The organism is Bacillus sp. EKM202B, from assembly GCF_011066025.1.
Taxonomy (GTDB): domain Bacteria; phylum Bacillota; class Bacilli; order Bacillales; family Bacillaceae_G; genus Bacillus_A; species Bacillus_A toyonensis.
This window is the reverse complement of record NZ_JAAMNK010000007.1, coordinates 204,254-223,834: the sequence shown is the minus strand read 5'-3', so window position 1 is coordinate 223,834 and position 19,581 is coordinate 204,254. Positions and strand designations below refer to the sequence as shown.

Below are 19,581 nucleotides of genomic sequence, written 5' to 3'. Positions count from 1 at the left end.
AGATGTAACTGTAAATACGGAATGAATTACTCGAAAAGGGTAATTCCGAAAGGGTTGAGTTTATGAAAGCTGATGTTGTCTTGTTAAATGGAGAAGTTATTACAGTCGACCAAAAGAATACAGTAGTCGAAGCTGTGGCAATACAAAATAATCGTATCGCATTTGTTGGTTCAAATGAGGAGGTTAAGAGTTTTATAGGAGAAAAAACGGATGTAATTGACTTGCAAGGAAAAACGCTTCTTCCTGGATTCATTGATTCCCATCTTCACCTCATTTCTTATGGACAAAATCAGTTGGCTGTCAGTTGTAAAGCTGAACATATTGATTCTATCGAAGCTTTGTTAGATGACCTAAAAAAGAAGGCATTAGAAACGCCAAAAGGTGAATGGATACGTGCTTGGGGCTTTAATGAAACCGCTGTGAAGGAAAAGCGTTATCCAACAATTACTGAGCTGGATGACATTTCAGTTGACCATCCTATTATTATAACTCGTACTTGTCACCACATAAGCGTAGTGAACAGCAAAGCATTAGAAATTGCGCAAATTAACGAGAACACACCGAACACGAGTGGGGGAGTTATTGAAAAGGATCAGGCAGGAAAGCTTACAGGAAGGTTAATTGAAGCAGCAAATATGGAGATGAGTGAAGTTGCAAGTTATAAAGAAAGTGAAATGATGAAGGCTGTGAAAATTGCATCAGATCATTTCGTTGCAGCTGGTATAACGAGTATACATGACGCAGGTGGAGATGGACCTGAGAGTTTTCGTTTACTACAACGAGCTGTGAAGAGTAGGGATATTCGTGTCCGAATATATGCAATGATATGTCAAATAAATAACTCCCATGAATTTGTTAATAAAATGGTCGAAGCTGGTGTGATAACTGGTACGGGAGATGAGAGGTTCAAGGTTGGACCAGCTAAACTGTTTACAGATGGAAGTAGTACTGGACCTACAATTGCAACCCGTGAGTCGTATTCGAGTGATCGTAACAATTATGGCATTCTTTATTATAATGAGGAAGAAATTTATCAAGTGTTAGGCGAAGCACACAAAAAAGGTTATCAAATCACTGTGCATGCACAAGGTGATAAAGCTATTGAAATGTATTTAAATTGTGTAGAAAGGGCGTTAGAGGAATCACCAAGAAAAAATCATCGTCATCGAATCGAGCACGCGGGAATTTCTTCACCAGATTTACAAGAGAGAATGAAAAAACTTGAGATAGTTCCAATTCCAAACCCTCCATTTCCATATGAATTCGGAGAGATATATTTACGGCACTATGGTGATCGTGTTAATCATATGTACGCTGCTCGTGATTATATTGATCGAGGCATCATTGCAGCAGGTAGTTCGGATGCACCAGTTACCGACTATAACCCTTTATTAGGAATTCATGTTGCTGTCAATAGAAAAACGAAGTCTGGAATAGAGGTTGGTGTGAATCAATCTATAAGTGTAATGGAAGCTATTAAACTATACACATGGAATGGCGCTTATGCGAGTTTTGAAGAAGAGATAAAAGGAAGCATAGAGGTCGGAAAGTTGGCGGATTTAGTTATATTAAATGACAGCATTTTAAGTGTGAATCCAAACCAAATTAAAGATTTAAAAGTAGAAATAACTATTATTGATGGTGAAATTATTTATCAAGAAGAACAATCAGTGAAAATTTAATATTTCATCGTTTACATACCACGTAACTCTTGTAATGTTACGTGGTATTTTAGTTTGTTAGTTTTATGGAAATATAACGGTGCCATCGTATAGTCGTTTCATACCAGTATTCATTTACATAATTTTCGATATAGGAAATAACTATTTTTTTCTTTTAACTGTTGTTAATAGTACAGATTAACTTTTTTAATACTTGAGCTACATCATCTTTATCAATTGTACGATAGAGATAACGACTTCCTTTTTCATTTCTCCTAATTGTCTTCTTTATATGAATCGCAGGTGATATTGCTACTTTTTTAATATATTGGTAAAATAAGTTCTTGGGTCTTACTTATTGTGATTCGTATAATGATTGTCGCTCGACTTAAAGAAAATAGGTACAAAAATTTTGCACTATCTAAAGAGGGGACGTCAACGATTCCCTCTTTTTGGAGCCACTCACAAATGTAAAGCAAGAGAAGAGGCTATATCTCCTCTCTTGTTTAGATTAACCAGCTACTACAATTGGAACAGGTATATCAAATTCAATATATGGAGGATGTTGATTGGAATCTAGTCGGCATCCTGGTGGATAATGCTTTTTTAGCAATCTATCAATTCTAATAGAATCGATAGATTGTTAGAAAGTGGAAAACGGTTATCCGTATATTCCGAAGCAGATGTAACAGAGTGTCCTTCCATAATGAAGTGTAAAACCAAAATACGTTGTTTAAAAAGTTATTTGTTAAAATTGGTTATAAGTAATAGAACAGAAAAGAGGATTACATGTTACATAATTTACAGAGAAGTAAAAATAAATTTTTATTATGTCTTATTTTTTTAGTACTTTTAACCGCTTGTGATAATACAGATGTTAAGTCATCTAAAGCTTCATCACCACCGGCTCAATCAAATACAGATACATCATTAAAAGCACCAAATTGGGTAGAGAAAAGTCCTATTCAACAGTCTCCTAATTTTATTGAAGATAAAAAAGTAAAATCGGTTGTGAATGTAATGGCAACGGGTGATAATTTATATCATGATGCAGTAATTAAAGATGGCAAACAAAAAGACGGTTCATATGATTATCACTATATTTATGAAAATATCAAAAAAGCTGTTCAATCAAGTGATCTTGCTATAGTGAACCAGGAGACTCCGATAGCAGGAAATAATCTAAAAGTACAGGGATATCCGACTTTCAATACACCTGAAGAAGTAGGTCAATCTTTAGTGGACACTGGATTCAATATAGTGACGCAAGCGACAAATCACGCTATGGATATGGGTATTAAAGGTGTTGCGAATACAAGAGAATACTGGAAGAAATATCCGGATGTTATCCCATTAGGCATTAATGAGAATCAAAATGAGCGTAATGAAATAAAAACGATTACAAAAAATGGTATTCGTTTTGCGTTACTAAATTATACATACGGTACGAATGGAATTAAAATTCCAGCTGATAAGTCTTGGGCATTAAATGTAATGGATAAAAAAGCGATACAAAATGATGTGGAAAAGGCAAAGAGTAGCTCTGATATGGTGATTGTTATGGTGCATTGGGGAGTAGAATATACCTCTACACCTTCAAAGCAACAAAAAGAAGTTGCTCAATATTTAACAGATTTAGGTGTAGATGTAGTAATTGGAAATCATCCACATGTAATTCAACCAATTGAGTGGAAACAAAATAAAGATGGACATGAAACGCTAATCTATTATTCTCTTGGAAATCTTATTTCTGCTCAAGAAAAATTAGAAACATTGGTAGGAGGATTATCTTATATACAATTTGTTAAGTATGAAGATAAAACTTTTGGTATACGACAAGCGGCACTCGTACCGACAGTAACCGACTATGCTGATGGTAAGAAACAATTTAAAATTCAATTTTTAAAAGATTATTCGGATGAAGATTCTAAAAATCATGGGATTAAAAAATTTGTCGGCCCCGTTTCTTTAGAGAATTTCAAGGAGATTCCTAGAGATGTGTTGGGAAATTGGTATAAAGACTAATAAACAAAAAGGGAATGAGATACAATTAAAAAATTTATAATTTTAGCATTGGTATTGGCAATGGGATGGAGCCTTGCTGCTTGTAGTGGAAAGCAAACATCTCAGGAAACTACTAATAATAACGATAAAAATAAAAATGAGATAAATGCGAATAAAAAAGATGTTTTACCTATCTCTGATGTTAATGATTGGAGAATTATCCTTGTAAATAGAGAGCATATGTTATCAAAGGAACTAGGAATTGAATTAACAAGTATTACCCAAAATGCGAAGCCAAATATGAAAATAGATAGTAGAATTGCAACTTCCTATCAGGATATGGTAGCAGCTGCAAAAAAAGAGGGAATCAATCTTTATTTAAGATCAGGTTATCGAGCTATAAAATTACAACAAACTTATTATGATGCTTCAGTTAAAAGCTATAAATCTCAAGGTTTGTCGGATAAAGAGGCTAGTGCTAAGGCATTGGAATATCTTCAGTATCCTGGTGCAAGTGAACATCATACGGGATTAGCGTTAGACATTATTTCAGTTGAATGGCAGAATACGGTAGAAGATTTAAATGCAAAATTTGAAACGACTGATGCATTCAAATGGTTAGATAAGAATGCTGCAGAGTATGGGTTTACTCTCCGCTATCCGAAAGATAAAGAGAATATTACTGGCATTAAGTATGAGCCATGGCATTATCGTTATGTAGGAAAAGAAGTTGCTGTGTATCTAAAAGAAAAAGGGTTAACTTTAGAAGAGTATAGCGAAAAAATTAAGTCAGGCAAGTAAAAATACACTTGGATTCTATTAAAAATTATGCACTGCCACAGGAAAAGGTGGATCTGAGGATGTGTTAACCTTCCGCCTAGTATTGTAAAAACTGTGTATGATAATTTGAGCACGTATGAACCAGTTATCGTATGAAACGATGTATGTATTAAGGAATTAAATTTATAAAAGAAGCAATGAAAAAGGATCTGATATTTATATCAGATCCTTTTTCATTCGTAACATAGAATACTTACTTAATTAGGCCTTAAAGACTGCCTGCTTTTCAGGTATTACAATTGAAGAAAAATGCGAAAGCTATTTATAAAATATGGAAATGTTAAAACCCCTTTGATAAAATAGCAATATGCAAAAATAATTATTTGTTAATTCTTAATGTAATGAATATTCATGTTTATATATACGAATTTAACTACATAATTATTGTAATAAAGGGGGAGAAAGATGTTAGATGAATTGTACAATGCTTTTTTAAATGCGTCTGGTTTTACAGAAAGTGCGAGGAAACGAGATCGGTATGATGATTTACATGATTATTTAAAAGATAAAGAAAGAGAGTTAAAGCAATTCATTCAAGAGGCTGAATCAGCGAAGAGAGATTATGAGAGTAAAAGTAATGGCTTGGAAGCTAATAAAATTCCGGCAGTTGAATTTGAACAAAAACGTCATGAAAAGGATGAAGAATTAAATACATTAGTATCCTATTTTAAAAGTGCATTAAGCGATGTTGGATCTGCAAAAGGTACAGCTTATGCAAAGTATTTGGAATATAAAGCTAAAGCAGAAGCGGAGAAAGCGTCAGCATACGCTGCAGCGACTAAGGCTTTTGAAGAAAAGAAAAAGGAAATTGAAAAACTTATCCATTAAGCATACAAAGAATGGAGGGAACCAACATGAGTGGTAAAGAGGTTGAAATTATAGGAAGTAACACTGCAAGTGCCATTTCTTACGCACAAAACATAGAAAATGGTATGAAGGATTCTTTAAACGAAGCGAAAAACTTAAAAGCATACGTTACATGTGCGAACTGGAATGGAAAAACGAGAGATGCCTTTTTAAGTTATCTAGATTTAATCATTCAATATAACTCAGAACTGGTAGATGCATTTGAAGGACATACGAAAGCTTTGAAAGAGTTAGATAAAAGTATTCAAACGTACGGAGATAGATCGGAAGTAAGGGCGATAAAACAGTTGTGATGGAGAAATGAGGGATAAAAGAATGGGAAAAGAAAGGAATTTTGCACCAGCTGAATTATATGTTCTCGCAGGTGCAGCCGGGGTTACGGATATATTTGGATTGCCAAACCGTGACGTAATTATTTTACTTGATGAAGAATGTGTCACGAAAGCAACTATGAGTTTAAAAGAAAAAGGCTTACTTACAAGTGAAAATGGAATTACCTCTGCAGCTTTTCAAATGATTGAGCTATTAAAGGAATATGAAAATTGTCATGAATACACGAGAATGAATAATGTATTAATTGGCTTTTTGAAACATGATAAAGACCGAGTGGCTGTATTAACAGAAGTAGAGCCAAATAAAAAATACGAGATCGACTACATACCAAAGCCAGACGTATATTTTTCATTATTAACACGCATCCCTTTCTTATTGAGAGAACCGAGAGAAATAGAAGATACATTTTTCTCAAAGAGAATGACAGAAACAGAACAACAAACATTTGAGGGAAAAGATTTATCAAATAAAGACGTTATAGCGATAGAAACGTATACGAGGCCTCGAAGTAATAGAGGAGGAAAATGGGAATGTTTCTTATATTTCACTGAAGGAGAAGATTTCGTTCAAATAGATGTAGATCGTAATCGATATGACTGGGTGAGCCTCTATGCGGTTAATAAGAAATTGTATGACGTGTTAAAAATGCCATATAAAAAGTTAATTGACCCGAGACAATTCTCGTTAGGAGGTATTCAATAATGCAAGTATCAATGGGAGATAGTGGTTCTGGTGGTGGAGAAGAAGTATTAGTTAATTTTCAAGAACTACTTGATATAGTAATGAAGTTAGAAAATATATATAAAATCCATTTAGACGTCATTGGAACAAATATTGAGAGTTTATTAAGCAGTGATTTTTATCAAAAAGGTGAAGCGATGAGAGTAATTGAAAAATATCCTGATATATTACACAAAACACTTGAATTGTCTGAACACTATTTGAGGTCGGCGAAAGTTGTAGGAAATGTATGTGTAGAAATGCTTGAAAAGGACGAACAATTACGTGAAAGATTAAGTAAGTTGTAGAAATCACCATACGGCTGGGGGATGAAAACGAAATGGATGTGAAATATAGACCTGAACCATGGCAAAACATGGGAGATGGTATGAATCGAATTACAAAAGATGCACTCATGAAATTACGGGACGCAAATGAATCATTAAAAAGAATTGATGGAAGAATACGAGATTTAGACTCAGATGGTAGTATACATTTTAGCCCAAAAGATCAATCGCAAAAAATAGGGGAATTACTTGATAGCTATTCGACATTACAAAAATATTGCGGAGAAGCAGGGCGATTGGTGTCTGAACATATAGATAAACCTTTTTTAGTAGAAATGGATAAATTCGCTCAAAAAATGAGAGATACATCTATTCTTAGCTTCGAAACAAATAACCGAATTGGCTCTACAACAACGACAGTATTACCAGATGCGCACGCGGGATACGGAAGTGTACCGCAAACAATACAAACAAAAAAAGATAAAATAACTGTAGAAGATATTTTTAAAGATTCACCTGCATTTGATAACGTACTGAAAGCGGAGTACAAAGAACTAAAAAAACAAAACCCAGATGCAAAACTAAATTATGAAGAATACAAGAAAGTAGTCCCATCCACACGAGGATTTGAATACAAATCGATAGAAGATGAACAGAAAAAACTAGAAATGATACGAGACATAGGAATAGGCGCAGGAATCATCATCACAACAATCCTTTGTCCACCACTCGGGGCCGCTGCCGCAGTTGTATACGGCGCTGTACAAATAAAAAGCGGTATCGACGGAGAAGACTGGGGAACACACCGGAAATTGAGCCAAGAAGAGCGGGTAGGAAACATCATTTTTGGCGGATTAGATGCAATCCCAGTTGTTGGAGCAGTAGGAAAAGGAGTAAAAGCATTCAAAGGAACGAGTGAATTAGCTGATTTAGCCAAATTATTAAAATTCAAAGAAGGAATGCCTGGTTTTAATCCAAATTTGGGTAAAAATGTGGTACAATCGCTTAAGGAAAATAAGACTTTAAAAAATGCACTAGATGCTATGAAAAATACTCCTATTCCAGTAGCAGTTAGGACGGTGGATACTGGAATAGGAATGAAGCTTCCTTATATAGAATCTTCAACTGTTGGAGAAGTAGCTGGAAAGTTTTCAAAGGCAAGTACGGCAGCTAAGGATGACGCTTATCAACTTGCTAAGGGTACGGGTAACACTGTAAGCAATTATCTTGATGATATAGTCGAGGCTGGTAGTGTCAATGCCACAAAGATGAATAAGCTTAAAAATGCTATTCAAAATAATACTTTTAGTGTAGATGAGTTGTCTGAGATTAGTAAAAAGATGTCTGATTTAGGCATTAATAAAGAATATAATGAAGCATTAATTAAACTTGATTTTGGTAAATATCTTAGAGGACTAATAGGTGACCCACCTACTGCTATGATAGATCCACATGCACATCATATTTTATTTAAAAAGGGTTTAGGTGAGGCTCAACAAAAACTTGTTCAAGAAGGTCAAGAATTATTAAGGAAATATGGTATTGATCCTATAATTGGTAAAGAAAATTTAGTTTGGGCGCCAAATAGAGTTGCCGGACAACATAGTATTGCAGCTTTAGAGAATGTTGTAAATCAATTGAAAGCAGTTGATGCGGCAGGTGCAGATTTAGATGATATTATTGAAATACTAGAAGACCTTGGAAAACAAGCTGCTTCTAGGAAATAGAACTTAAAGGAGAAATTAACATGGATAAGACTCAATTTGCAAAAGATATTAGAAGTGCCATAAAAAGTGGTCAATTGGATACTTTAAGAGATTTACTTGAGAAAGAACCAGAAATGTTAACATGGATGACACCTTTTGGTACATGGTTACATGTAGCGGCAGCTCATGGACATTTAGCGATAGTAGAATATCTTATTAATGCTGGAATAGAAATTAATGCACAAGGTGGAACTTTCTCTACAAATGCTCTTGAAAGAGCAACTACAAAAGGACATTTAGATATTGCTGAATATCTAATTAGTCGGAATGTAGAGATTGATATTAGTGAACCAGATAGAAATCCTCTGTTTGCTGCAATATACGGTGGGCATTTGGAGATTGTTAAATTGTTAGTTGAGAACAATATAGATATATCTATAAAATACTCTGGTGACACCATGAAAGATATGGATGCTTATGCATTTGCTATTGAAAGAGGGCAAACAGAAATTGCTGAATATTTAAAGCAGAAGATGGATGAAAAAAAATAGGCTGTTAAAAAGTACATACTTCATGATGGTTGTACCATTATAGAGTACTATGTGCAATGATAGAATAAGAAAACGAGGTACGAGCTTAGGCGATATAACATTTTAATGGGTGATGAATATAAACACATGGAATGTATATTAAACTAACGAACTCGCATAAACTCGTAAGTTTTAACGTAGTCGTTGTCACGATATATAAAAGGTATCATACTATTACTACAAAACTTACAAATTTATGCTACTTACAAATAGATGAACTTAAAGCACTTGATTGTTGAATAAAGGCAACGGGTGCTTTTTTAATCGTATGGGGAGGCCGTAATTAGATGAGAAAAGATTTAACATGGCCAGTACCAGATGAGCCGGTTTCAGCAGAATATATATATGAAGTGGGTAAGCAGATGGGTTTTATATTTCCAAGTGATTATGTAGAGTGTGCTATTACTAATAATGGTTCAGCGGTATTACCATATAAGTTTGAGGTGGATGGAGTAACAAGAGTGTTTGGGACATTGCTCTCTTATGATACGGATAGTAGCGAATATATTGTTAAAGTATATCGTACTTATGCCACTACTATACCTAAAGAGTTAGTTCCTTTTGCTTTTGACCCAGCAGGGAATTTAATATGTTTTGACTATAAAAATGCCAAAAATAACCCTGTTGTGGTATTTTGGGAACATGAGAATGCTGGCGAAAAAGAAATGTTAATGCGTCAAGAAGGTTTAACAGAAGCACAAGTAGAAGAACTGGCAAGAGAAAATGTATTTTACATTGCAGATACATTTACTAATTTTTTAAGTGAATTGCACGATTAAAAAATATAATGATGAATGAAAAATAAAGTTTATGTGAAGTGGATAGGAAAAAATAATAGGGTGTTTAAAAATAGATACTTCATGATGGTTGTCCCATCATAGAGTATTATGTGCAATGATAGAATAGAAAACAAAGTATGAGCTTAGGCGAGATGACATTTTACCGGGTGATAAATATAAACACATAGAATGTATATTAAACTAACGAACTCGTACAAACTCGTAAGTTTTAATATAGTATTTGTCATGATGTACAAAAGGTGTCATATTGTTACTACAAAACTTACAAATTTACGCAACTTAAAAACATATGAACTTAAAGCACTTGATTGTCAATTAAAGGCAAAAAGTGCTTTTTTGCGTTTTAGCATAGAAAATTAATAGGAAACTATAATTTTGTTATGTAAACTTTTTCTGTTTTTTTACATGGTTTATAAAACTAAAAAGGAGATAAATATTCACTATTACTTTCATTCCTGTTATAAAAAATTCTACAATAGAAGACAGAACGTATATTTGGTATAATCGAAACATACTATATGGAATTACGGACATGAGTTTGAAATTCATGTAATAAGGTAAGTACTACATAACAATACATAATATTTAAAGTTCCAGTACATATAGGATTCAGTTCATGTTATATAAATCAATTGTGAGAAAGGAAAAGATGTAATGAATCAAATTTCATTTGAAGATTTATTTGAAGAAGAAAAAGAGAAGGTGGAGGTAGCTGAGATACCCGTACCGTTATCGCCATTGCAAAAAGCTATTTTGGAATTACTTAATTCTGAAGAAATAAGTGCACTTGAGCTATGCGAACGATTAATACGATCTGGTAAAATACCCGATGAAAGATTCACAACAAATAAGCCTAAAGCATATGGTCAAGTATGCTTAATATTAGAAGGTTTTGTTAAAGAAGGAAAACTTATTTTTATCAAAGATGATGAGAAAAGAGATAGAGTATATAAATTGAAAGAAGAAGTTTTAGATGTATAGAGGGAAATGAATGATTGGTTCTCTTTAACTTTGAGTCCGATTAATCTAGTAATGTCCATAAAAAAAGGTGTCAATCTCACTTAGATTGACACCTTCATACTTTTAACACCTTACATATTTACGTTTGAAACCAAGTCTGCCTCTATCAAGTTCTTTTTGAATACTTTCTGAAGCATTTAGTAAACTGCTTTTTTTCTTATCACGTTTTACTTCAACTATACCAACTTCTTTTGCAGTCTCAACTGCCTTTTCGTGTAGCGGTACATATGAAATTGCCACAGTGTTTAGGAAATTATTCATAGCGGATTTTGTTCGTTCTGGTGAATCATGAATTGTATTTTTCACCATTTCAAGCATATCGGAAATTTTGCTTTCAGAAAACTCATTGTCTTTGCGATTCCCTAAAAGCCAGCAGTAGCAACTCCAGCCTGCAGACATTTTAAGCTCATCCCCACTTGTAATCCATTTATCAGCAACATCTTGTGCAATATTTGCCTCTGATAAAGTTACTGCCACTACATAATCGGATAGCATATAAAAATATGCCCCGTCCATCCAGCGATCAAAATCAGACTCACTCATAGATTTTGGATCTGCAATAATGCCTGCAAAGTACATAGCATCGTAGTTACCTGTGGCATAAAGTTCCTCAGCCAACTCTTGATTTAATTTTATTTTCTTAGCGATTGGTTTCATAGCGCCCGTAGCTACGCCGAAAACTGGCTCGTGTGCACCGTTAGATATGTATATTTTTTTCGTTCTTTCCTTACCGAGGGATTCAAGCTCTTGCATAACTGTTTTAAAATCCATAGCTGTGCACTTCCTTCCTTAATATAAAGACCATTTTAATTGTAATGATATAGTTTATATTTTTTATCGAGTTTTCCATACCTCTCAAATTTAATACTAATCGTATGTGAGTAGGATGTCTACTTTCTATAATTCCTTGGCAATTCAGTTTGTGATTTTGACCTTCCATCTAATTATAATCATGAGAATATTACATTAAGGTAAACGGGAAAGAGACAAAATAGATGTATAACTTTCCGCATCGGTTTTTAAAGTGGGAGAATGTAAATAATATTTTATCTTTGGCATTTTCTCTGTAGTGTTATGTTATTATTTGGTAAGGGGATAAATGGAATTTAAAGTTAAACATGTGAGGTTGGTTACAAATGATAAAGAAATTTACTAGAGTAGTATTAACGGTGGTTATGCCGATTGGTCTTATTACGGGTTGTGGAACTGCTGAAAAAACGGAAGCAAAAGAGCCGAAAGCGGTACAAGTGGAGAAAAAGGATTATACGGATTACTCATATGGTAGCAAAGGTATATTAGTAAGTGGCAAAGCGAAAGAACGGCAACAATACGAGATTGGATATATGGATGATAATAAGTTAATTGGGATTGACGAAAGTATTGAGGACTGCATTATTTTAGATAATAAAGATGAAGCAGGTCTCATTTGGAAACAAATAGAGCGCGGATCTATTATTGAAGTGCAATATGGTAAGGACCGAAAAGACATCGTAGGGGTACAATTAGTAGAAGATCGTAAGCCATACGAAATTAGTGATAAGTTTGATCGAAATACGATAAATGAGATTGTTGGACAAGTTAAAGGTAATTTGAAATAGAGGTATTTCACTAGTCTATGATTAATTATCATGAAATGGCGAATCGCATACATAAAAGTTTGGAATCAACGGCATTTTTAATATGAAAATGCCGTTGATTTATTTTGAAAAATAAATGCTATTCTTATAGTCTTGTAGAAAAATACGAATTAGAAAATATACAAATGAATTATTCTTCTTTTAGTTGTGATGATCGTCGTAAGGTCATTGCCCAAAATAAAAGAGCAAAAGCACTAATAGATACACCTAATAGGCATACTCCATTCCATCCGTATTTTGCATACACATTTGTTGAAAGAATGGCACCCGTTGCACTACCGATAGAATAAAAAATCATGTAACTGGCAGTGATTCGACTTCTTGCTTCAGGGCGCACTGTGAAAAGCATACTTTGATTGGTGACATGTACAGCTTGCACAGCTAAATCTAAAAGGATAATGCCGAAAATTAGTAACAATAGAGAGTAGTTAATAAATTTAATTAGGAGCCATGAAAGTACTAATAAAGATAAGGCTATGCCAGTTGTTCGTTGTCCTAATCCTTTATCAGCTAATTGTCCCGCTTTCGTAGCAGCTAATGCACCTGCAACTCCAGCAAGGCCGAATGCACCAATAGCTGTATGTGATAGATTATGAGGTGTAGCACTTAGAGGTAATACTAAAGAAGTCCATAAAATACTGAATGAAGTGAAAATGAGCAATGCTAATATTCCGCGAATGCGTAAGAGTCGTTCCTCTACAAATAATAAGAGAACAGAACGTATTAATTTTTGGTAAGGCATAGTTGTCATTCTTTTCTGTTCAAGAGTAGGTAAATTCCGATGTAATAAAAAAGATACGAAGAGTAAAAGGGTAGCGGAGGTGAGATAAACGGACCGCCATCCAGCTAAATCTGTTAATGTGCCTGCAAATGTACGAGCAAGGAGAATACCTATTACAACGCCGCTTGTCACGAAACCTACTATGCGTCCACGTTCAGCTGGATTAGCTAAAATTGATGCGTATGCGACGAGTGTTTGCGTCACAGTTGCAAGAAGTCCTACTAAGGCCATACCTATAAAAAGTATGGTGCTGGAGGGAGCGATTCCAATTACAATTAAAGCGAAAACAGATAAAAGCATTTGAACAATAATGAGTCTCTTTTGGTTTAATAAGTCACCAAGTGGGACGAATAAAAGTAATCCGAGTGCATAACAAACTTGAGTAATCGTAATCACAATACCGATAGTTGAATGACTAATCTTAAATTCATTTGATAAAGAATCAAGTAGTGGATGAGCGAAGTAGATATTCGCCACAGCCATCCCGCAAGCTATTGCGAATAATAGAGTCATATAGCGTGACATGGTTGCATGAACAGGTGAATGTATATGAGTATGTTTTAGAGTGGTCATCATTTTTTCTTTGCTACTCATAAAATCAGCTCCTTTTTGTGTGATTGGAAATAACGTACCGAACGGTATGTTATTTCGTAAGTAAAATATAATCTCGAAGAAATAGATATGTCAAGTTTATTTTGAATTAATAACGTTTTCTTTTGACACATCGTTTATAATTTAATACGATATATAATATACTGATTGGTACATAAAGTGATAATGTATAATCTTAAAAAGTAGATGGAGAAGGGGAGGGTTTTAAATGGGTCGACTACGCGAATTTGATGAAGAAAAAGCTTTGGATGCTGCTATGCAACTTTTTTGGGAGAAGGGGTACGCTGCTACTTCATTAAGTGATCTAACTGCTAAAATGGAAATACAAAAGCCGAGTTTATATTCAGCCTTTGGTGATAAAGAGGGTTTATTTGAAGCGGCATTAAGGAGATACACAAATTTACATGCGGCTCGTATACGAACAAAACTTCAAAGCGGAAAATCTGTAAAAGAAGCAATTCGGACATTGTTTGAAAATATAGTGGAAGAAGAATATAAAAAAGAATTAAGTAAAGGTTGTTTTTGTATTAACACAATGGTTGAGCTTGCTCCTCATAATGAAAAGTTTGAAGTGCTAACTAGAGAACATCAAATGTATCTCTCAGTTATATTTCAAGAATTAATTATGAAAGGAATTCAGTCCGGAGAACTGGAAAGTGATTTGAACGCTAAAGCAGTAGCGCAAACATTAGTTACGTCTTTAATAGGATTAACAGTATTAATGAAATCACGCCCAGAACGTTCCGTTATAGATAATTCGGTATGTATAATCGTATCGTTACTAAAATGATTTGTAGAAGTGTATTTCAACTAACCTTATTAATAGTAGCCACTTTCATTTATAAGTTTTCAATCGTCAAGTACTGGATTATCTACGAAGAAAATTCAGTACTTTTATTTTCGGAAAGAATATAATTTTATGGGTGTACACAGTATAAGAAGATTGTAGGAGGCGTGTGTAATTAAAAATTAGACGGGAATAAAACGCTATATAGCCCCTTCCAAGCCCCTCATAAGCACCTACCAAGTAATAAATCACTAAGAAAAAACAAAACAAAAACAAAAACAACTACAAGAACAAAATAAGCGCGAAAACATAATAACGTCGTTGTAAGTGTTCACAAATAATATAGTTGTATAAAATTAGAGATGGTACGATGGATCATTATGCTATTTTTTCTTTCATGTATAATAAGATGAGAGGACATCTCAATATTTAACTAATTAAAATAAGGGCAGTATATCAGTAAAAGGGGGAGAAGGATGGATAAGTTATTGCAAGAAATCATAAATTGGATTAGTAGGACTAATGAACAGGTTGTTATTGGTGTTTCAGGACATGGCGCTGCTGGAAAAACAACGTTTGCTAATATGCTTGTAGACCTACTAGATCAAAATGAAGTGAATTATATTAATACAGATCCATATATTGTTAGTTCAGACATACGAAAGCATGCAATTATTGACTATACATATCAAAACGAAAATCATCATTATAAAATGACGGCTTGTCATCCATCAGCGCATCATTTGTCTGCTTTAGAAAGAGATGTTCAGATGGTAAGGGCTGGTTTAGATTTTTATACGATAGATACGCATTATATGAAAAGCGAGTTTATTTCTTCAAAAAACAAAGTGACAATTGTAGAAGGAATGTGTGTCGCATTTATTAATCCCGATCTATTTGATTTAAAAATTTACTTCTATACAGATGATGAAACGGAATTAATGAGAAGGTCTAGCCGAGATATTGCTGAAAGGGGAACCGATATCAAGTATTTAAGGCGGTCTCATGCAGAACGTCGGATTCAGTATAAAGTGTTTATGCATCCATACAGTCAACGTTTTGATATTATTATTAAAAGTTCCGATGAAGCAATATGTCTAGAAAAAAATACATTTGAGTTTTATAAAGTTTAAATGCAAATACTCTATTTGTTATGTTTATTATGAGGGTTCATTTTCATTATTTGGTTCTCAAATGAAGCAACTTTATTATTCACCTAAAAATCCATTGTCTATGAAACAACTAGATTTTTAAACGACTTTAATAGACATCTGTCATTTACATAGACAGATGTCTATTGTATTTTTGGTAGCAAGATTAAATAACCTTTTTGTTACTTTACAGTAAGTAGTAAAAAAAATTGTAATTCGAATGCCAAAACGGCTCCCACATTCCTATATTTATATTGAAGGATTGGGATTTCTTATTTGCTAGCAAAGAGTGGAGGGAAATAGATGGCGGTGTACCGTAATGTGCAGGTGAACTTTTGGCAAGATGAATTCATATTAGATTTAACGCCAGAGGAGCGTTATTTTTACATATATTTGTTAACTGGTACGAAAACGAAGCAATGTGGAATTTACATATTACCGAAGCGTGTGGCAGAACTGGAAACGGGCTACAGTATGGAGACTGTTGAGAAGCTGTTAAATAGGTTTGTTGCATACGGAAAGATTTTATACGATGCGGAAACGAAAGAGTTATACATACTAAATTGGCTACACTATAACCCTATTTTAAATACGAATGTAGAGAAGTGTGTGTTACGTGAGTTAAAGACTGTGAAAAATAAAGAATTCATACATACGTTTTTACGTAAATGTCTTGAAGAAGAATGGAAGATTCCATTGTTATTGCAGCATTTTGGTATGCCTGAAGAAGAGGATACTAGTAGTTTACAAGAAGTTATTGAAGAGAAAGAAGTAGAAGAGGTAGAAAGTATAGAAGAGGCCGTTCCCAATAGTAAAGTGTACAAGTTTTATGAACAACATATTAGTAGTTTATCCCCATATATCGTGAAAGAATTGAAGGATTGGATACAAAGAGTTTCAGGAAAGGTAGTACTAGAAGCACTTAAAATTGCGTTTGAACATAATAAGCGAACGTTCGCTTATGTGAAGGGGATTTTGAGGAATTGGTGTAAGAAAGGGCAAGTAGATTTAAGTGAAGAAAAGGAAGGATTCATTTTGTATGATCCGTAGCATATAAGGATTTTTCTATTTTAAAAGGTTCTTTCAAAATAGAAGCGAATAGTTTGAGAAAGGAGGGGTTATATGGAAGTTGTTATAAAGAAGAAACGAACTAGAGGTAAGAGAATTTTTATTTGGTCTAGTAGTATCGTTCTTTTATTGATTATTTGCAGTGTGATTTTTTTGAACGTATATACGCTGAGATCTATGCCAAAGATAGATGGAACGATAAAGCTAGAGGATTTACAACATGCTGTTACGGTGAAACGAGATAGTAACGGGGTACCGCATATTAAAGCGGAAAATGCACATGATTTATATTTTTCGCAAGGGTATGTGCAAGCACAAGATCGCTTATTTCAAATGGATTTAAGTAGAAGGCAAGCTTCTGGTATGTTAAGTGAAGTTGTTGGAGAAGCAGCCGTTGATAGAGATAAATTGTTTCGAACGCTCGGTTTACGGCGAGCAGCAGAAGCGTCTGTTAGTCAATATGATGGGGAAGCAAAATTTGCTTTGCAGTCATTTGCTGATGGGGTGAACGCTTTTATACGTGAAGCGAAAGCGGAAAAGAGATTGCCAGTTGAGTTTACTATATTAGGTTATGAACCTGCTGAATGGTCAATTGTTGATACTTTAACGATTGGGAAGTATATGGCGTTTGATTTAGGAGGACATTGGCACGGGCAAGCGTTTCGTTATTGGGCGCTGAAAAATCTTCCGAAAGAGCAAGCAAATGAGCTATTTCCTACATATCCGAAAGATGCCCCTAGATTGCTCGCTGAACTGAAAAATACAAATGTGGACGTAGCACAAAGTTTTTCAAAAACGATCATTCCGCCGGAGTTTAACGGTAGTAATAACTGGGTTGTGAGCGGTGAGAAGAGTGCGTCAGGTAAGCCAATTTTAGCGGATGACCCTCATTTATCTCTTGCGACACCTTCTATATGGTATCAAACGAGACTTGAAATGAAAGATTTAAATGTGAGTGGCGTTATATTCGCTGGAGTGCCAGGTGTTATATTAGGACACAATGACAAAATAGCATGGGGCGTTACGAATACCGGTCCTGATGTGCAAGATTTATATATTGAAAAGAGAAACCCTAATAATGAAAATGAATTTTTGTATAACGATAAATGGGAAAAAGCTACTGTTGTTGACGAATCTATTAAAGTAAAAGGCGGGAAAACAATTCCGTATAATGTGACGGTTACGAGGCATGGTCCAGTCATTTCAGAGTTTGCGGATAAAGGAAAAGAGAAAACGAAAACAGTATTCGCTTTGAAATGGACTGCTTTGGAGCCTTCTGCTGAATTAAAGGCTGTATTAAATATGAATAAAGCGAAAGATTGGAATGAGTTTGAAACGGCACTTCAAGATTTTCATACACCAACTCAAAACTTTGTATTTGCATCAAACGATGGCACGATTGCTTATAAAGCGAATGGAAATATACCAGTGCGTAAAAAAGGTGATGGGAGTTTGCCAGTGCCAGGGTGGACTGATGAATATGAATGGGAAGGGTATGTCCCATATGATCAACTGCCAAAAGTAATAAATCCAAAACAAGGGTTTATTTCAACTGCGAATAATAAAATTGTGGATGATAATTATCCATACCATATTAGCAATACGTGGGCGCAGCCATATAGACAAATGCGTATTCAAGAGTTTTTGCAAGAGAAGGACAAGTATACGGTGAAAGATTTAGAAGAATTACAGATGGATCAAAAGAATTTATACGGGAAAGAGTTTACTCCAATATTTTTAAAAGAGTTACATAAAACAACTTTAAATGAAGTAGAGAAAGAAGGCGTAAAACAATTAACAAAGTGGAATTTTTACGATAGTAAAGATGAAGCGGCACCATTAATTTTTCATTTGTTAATGAAAGAGATTTCGAATACGTTATTTTCAAAAGAAATACCGAAAGATGTGATGGAGTTATTTGAAGGAAAGTCACAAGTTGTTGATGAATTGATTCGGAAACAAGTAGCCGGGGAAAATAGTGTATGGTTTTCTAAGTATGGAGGCTTCACAAAAGTTGTGCATACATCGTACGAGAATGTAATGAAGAAATTGCAGAAGGAGTATGGAACCGATGTTGCAGAGTGGAAGTGGGGCGATTACCATCAACTTGCTTTTACACATCCAATTTCGAAATCATCTAGTATGTTAGCGTTATTTGCTTTTAATCGTGAGAAGCCAGTTCCAATTGGCGGAAGCCAAGTTACCGTTCAAGCAGCGAGTTACGGCGATAACGGTATTGTAAATCATGGTGCTTCTTGGCGATTTGTCATAGATACGAAAGATATGTCAAACGGTTATCATATCGTAGGGCCAGGACAGTCAGGACATTTTAGAAGCGATTGGTATCATGATCAAATAGATGATTGGGTAAATGGCACGTATCATATGGCTACTTTAAATACAGATGGAATTGAAGGGAAAGTATTAACTTTACAGCCGAAGTGATAGTATGTTTTTGTTTGCGGATGAGACTGCTTAATGAAGTAATAACCCTTCCGCTAATGAAAGTGTTACTTTAGAAAAAAGACTCTTACTATTGTAAGAGTCTTTTTTCTACGATAATGGATAAAATATCCTTTTTGTAGAAACGCGACAAATTTTGACAAAATATTGTACAGGGACTTGTTATAATACCTTTTGGAATATTGTGTTTATTAAACGGAGGATGAAGTAGTGTGCAACAAGGGGAATTTCTTAATAGTTGCAGTGAAATCTAA

18 protein-coding genes are annotated in these 19,581 nt (G+C 34.4%); 16 read left to right on the top strand and 2 right to left on the bottom strand.

Annotation, left to right across the window (positions count from 1 at the left end; all coding sequences use genetic code 11):
- Window positions 1-62 precede the first annotated feature (62 nt).
- From G9F74_RS12030 to G9F74_RS11980, 11 genes are all read left to right on the top strand, one after another.
- Window positions 63-1,682, top strand: coding sequence for an amidohydrolase (locus tag G9F74_RS12030; protein ID WP_000642584.1), 1,620 nt, complete (start codon window positions 63-65; stop codon window positions 1,680-1,682).
- Window positions 1,683-2,450: 768 nt separating this feature from the next.
- Window positions 2,451-3,686, top strand: a complete 1,236-nt coding sequence (locus G9F74_RS12025) for a CapA family protein (protein ID WP_000903056.1) — start codon at window positions 2,451-2,453, stop codon at window positions 3,684-3,686.
- A 48-nt stretch (window positions 3,687-3,734) separates the two neighbouring features.
- A complete protein-coding gene (locus tag G9F74_RS12020; RefSeq protein WP_000241997.1) occupies window positions 3,735-4,466 on the top strand; it encodes a M15 family metallopeptidase in 732 nt (243 codons plus the stop codon).
- 444 nt (window positions 4,467-4,910) lie between these two features.
- Window positions 4,911-5,333, top strand: coding sequence for a hypothetical protein (locus tag G9F74_RS12015; protein ID WP_000883458.1), 423 nt, complete (start codon window positions 4,911-4,913; stop codon window positions 5,331-5,333).
- Between the two features lie 26 nt (window positions 5,334-5,359).
- Window positions 5,360-5,665, top strand: a complete 306-nt coding sequence (locus G9F74_RS12010; protein WP_000014533.1) for a WXG100 family type VII secretion target — start codon at window positions 5,360-5,362, stop codon at window positions 5,663-5,665.
- 22 nt (window positions 5,666-5,687) lie between these two features.
- The gene (locus G9F74_RS12005) at window positions 5,688-6,407 is read left to right on the top strand and encodes a DUF5081 family protein (RefSeq protein ID WP_016108804.1); all 720 of its coding nucleotides are present in this window, start codon (window positions 5,688-5,690) and stop codon (window positions 6,405-6,407) included.
- Window positions 6,407-6,733, top strand: a complete 327-nt coding sequence (locus G9F74_RS12000; protein ID WP_001198200.1) for a hypothetical protein — start codon at window positions 6,407-6,409, stop codon at window positions 6,731-6,733. Before G9F74_RS12005 ends, G9F74_RS12000 begins: the two co-directional genes overlap by 1 nt.
- Before the next feature lie 32 nt (window positions 6,734-6,765).
- Entirely contained in the window at window positions 6,766-8,439 is a 1,674-nt protein-coding gene (locus G9F74_RS11995; RefSeq protein WP_165406226.1) for an AHH domain-containing protein, read from the top strand.
- Window positions 8,440-8,459: 20 nt separating this feature from the next.
- Entirely contained in the window at window positions 8,460-8,969 is a 510-nt protein-coding gene (locus G9F74_RS11990) for an ankyrin repeat domain-containing protein (protein WP_000361849.1), read from the top strand.
- A 326-nt stretch (window positions 8,970-9,295) separates the two neighbouring features.
- Window positions 9,296-9,787: an SMI1/KNR4 family protein gene (locus tag G9F74_RS11985; protein WP_016108797.1), complete on the top strand. Its 492-nt coding sequence runs from the start codon at window positions 9,296-9,298 to the stop codon at window positions 9,785-9,787.
- Window positions 9,788-10,462: 675 nt separating this feature from the next.
- On the top strand, window positions 10,463-10,789 hold the full coding sequence (locus G9F74_RS11980) for a DUF3895 domain-containing protein (protein WP_001071903.1): 327 nt from the start codon (window positions 10,463-10,465) through the stop codon (window positions 10,787-10,789).
- Between the two features lie 102 nt (window positions 10,790-10,891).
- Here the strand turns inward: G9F74_RS11980 and G9F74_RS11975 are convergent, their stop codons facing one another.
- Window positions 10,892-11,599, bottom strand: coding sequence for a DNA alkylation repair protein (locus G9F74_RS11975; RefSeq protein ID WP_000346354.1), 708 nt, complete (start codon window positions 11,597-11,599; stop codon window positions 10,892-10,894).
- Window positions 11,600-11,964: 365 nt separating this feature from the next.
- Here G9F74_RS11975 and G9F74_RS11970 point away from each other — a divergent pair, with 365 nt between their 5' ends.
- Window positions 11,965-12,426 carry a hypothetical protein gene (locus tag G9F74_RS11970; protein ID WP_016108796.1) on the top strand — a complete coding sequence of 154 codons (462 nt, stop codon included), beginning with the start codon at window positions 11,965-11,967 and terminating at the stop codon, window positions 12,424-12,426.
- 169 nt (window positions 12,427-12,595) lie between these two features.
- Here G9F74_RS11970 and G9F74_RS11965 read toward each other — a convergent pair whose 3' ends face one another.
- On the bottom strand, window positions 12,596-13,840 hold the full coding sequence (locus G9F74_RS11965) for an MFS transporter (protein ID WP_016108795.1): 1,245 nt from the start codon (window positions 13,838-13,840) through the stop codon (window positions 12,596-12,598).
- Between the two features lie 226 nt (window positions 13,841-14,066).
- Between G9F74_RS11965 and G9F74_RS11960 the strand changes: the two genes are divergently transcribed.
- The 4 genes from G9F74_RS11960 to G9F74_RS11945 all read left to right on the top strand — a co-directional run bounded on the left by G9F74_RS11960 (window position 14,067) and on the right by G9F74_RS11945 (window position 19,309).
- On the top strand, window positions 14,067-14,648 hold the full coding sequence (locus G9F74_RS11960) for a TetR/AcrR family transcriptional regulator (RefSeq protein ID WP_016108794.1): 582 nt from the start codon (window positions 14,067-14,069) through the stop codon (window positions 14,646-14,648).
- 473 nt (window positions 14,649-15,121) lie between these two features.
- On the top strand, window positions 15,122-15,778 hold the full coding sequence (locus G9F74_RS11955) for a uridine kinase family protein (RefSeq protein ID WP_016108793.1): 657 nt from the start codon (window positions 15,122-15,124) through the stop codon (window positions 15,776-15,778).
- Between the two features lie 321 nt (window positions 15,779-16,099).
- Window positions 16,100-16,846 (top strand): DnaD domain-containing protein, encoded by a 747-nt coding sequence (locus G9F74_RS11950; protein WP_016108792.1) that lies wholly within the window; start codon window positions 16,100-16,102, stop codon window positions 16,844-16,846.
- A 72-nt stretch (window positions 16,847-16,918) separates the two neighbouring features.
- Window positions 16,919-19,309 carry a penicillin acylase family protein gene (locus tag G9F74_RS11945; protein WP_016108791.1) on the top strand — a complete coding sequence of 797 codons (2,391 nt, stop codon included), beginning with the start codon at window positions 16,919-16,921 and terminating at the stop codon, window positions 19,307-19,309.
- Window positions 19,310-19,581 lie beyond the last annotated feature (272 nt).

What these genes read in the sequence shown, in the direction of transcription:
- G9F74_RS12030 (WP_000642584.1), top strand. Translation starts at nt 63, where the DNA reads ATGAAAGCTGATGTTGTCTTGTTAAATGGAGAAGTTATTACAGTCGAC.
- G9F74_RS12025 (WP_000903056.1), top strand. Translation starts at nt 2,451, where the DNA reads ATGTTACATAATTTACAGAGAAGTAAAAATAAATTTTTATTATGTCTT.
- G9F74_RS12015 (WP_000883458.1), top strand. Translation starts at nt 4,911, where the DNA reads ATGTTAGATGAATTGTACAATGCTTTTTTAAATGCGTCTGGTTTTACA.
- G9F74_RS12010 (WP_000014533.1), top strand. Translation starts at nt 5,360, where the DNA reads ATGAGTGGTAAAGAGGTTGAAATTATAGGAAGTAACACTGCAAGTGCC.
- G9F74_RS12005 (WP_016108804.1), top strand. Translation starts at nt 5,688, where the DNA reads ATGGGAAAAGAAAGGAATTTTGCACCAGCTGAATTATATGTTCTCGCA.
- G9F74_RS12000 (WP_001198200.1), top strand. Translation starts at nt 6,407, where the DNA reads ATGCAAGTATCAATGGGAGATAGTGGTTCTGGTGGTGGAGAAGAAGTA.
- G9F74_RS11995 (WP_165406226.1), top strand. Translation starts at nt 6,766, where the DNA reads ATGGATGTGAAATATAGACCTGAACCATGGCAAAACATGGGAGATGGT.
- G9F74_RS11990 (WP_000361849.1), top strand. Translation starts at nt 8,460, where the DNA reads ATGGATAAGACTCAATTTGCAAAAGATATTAGAAGTGCCATAAAAAGT.
- G9F74_RS11985 (WP_016108797.1), top strand. Translation starts at nt 9,296, where the DNA reads ATGAGAAAAGATTTAACATGGCCAGTACCAGATGAGCCGGTTTCAGCA.
- G9F74_RS11980 (WP_001071903.1), top strand. Translation starts at nt 10,463, where the DNA reads ATGAATCAAATTTCATTTGAAGATTTATTTGAAGAAGAAAAAGAGAAG.
- G9F74_RS11975 (WP_000346354.1), bottom strand. Translation starts at nt 11,599, where the DNA reads ATGGATTTTAAAACAGTTATGCAAGAGCTTGAATCCCTCGGTAAGGAA.
- G9F74_RS11970 (WP_016108796.1), top strand. Translation starts at nt 11,965, where the DNA reads ATGATAAAGAAATTTACTAGAGTAGTATTAACGGTGGTTATGCCGATT.
- G9F74_RS11965 (WP_016108795.1), bottom strand. Translation starts at nt 13,840, where the DNA reads ATGAGTAGCAAAGAAAAAATGATGACCACTCTAAAACATACTCATATA.
- G9F74_RS11960 (WP_016108794.1), top strand. Translation starts at nt 14,067, where the DNA reads ATGGGTCGACTACGCGAATTTGATGAAGAAAAAGCTTTGGATGCTGCT.
- G9F74_RS11955 (WP_016108793.1), top strand. Translation starts at nt 15,122, where the DNA reads ATGGATAAGTTATTGCAAGAAATCATAAATTGGATTAGTAGGACTAAT.
- G9F74_RS11950 (WP_016108792.1), top strand. Translation starts at nt 16,100, where the DNA reads ATGGCGGTGTACCGTAATGTGCAGGTGAACTTTTGGCAAGATGAATTC.
- G9F74_RS11945 (WP_016108791.1), top strand. Translation starts at nt 16,919, where the DNA reads ATGGAAGTTGTTATAAAGAAGAAACGAACTAGAGGTAAGAGAATTTTT.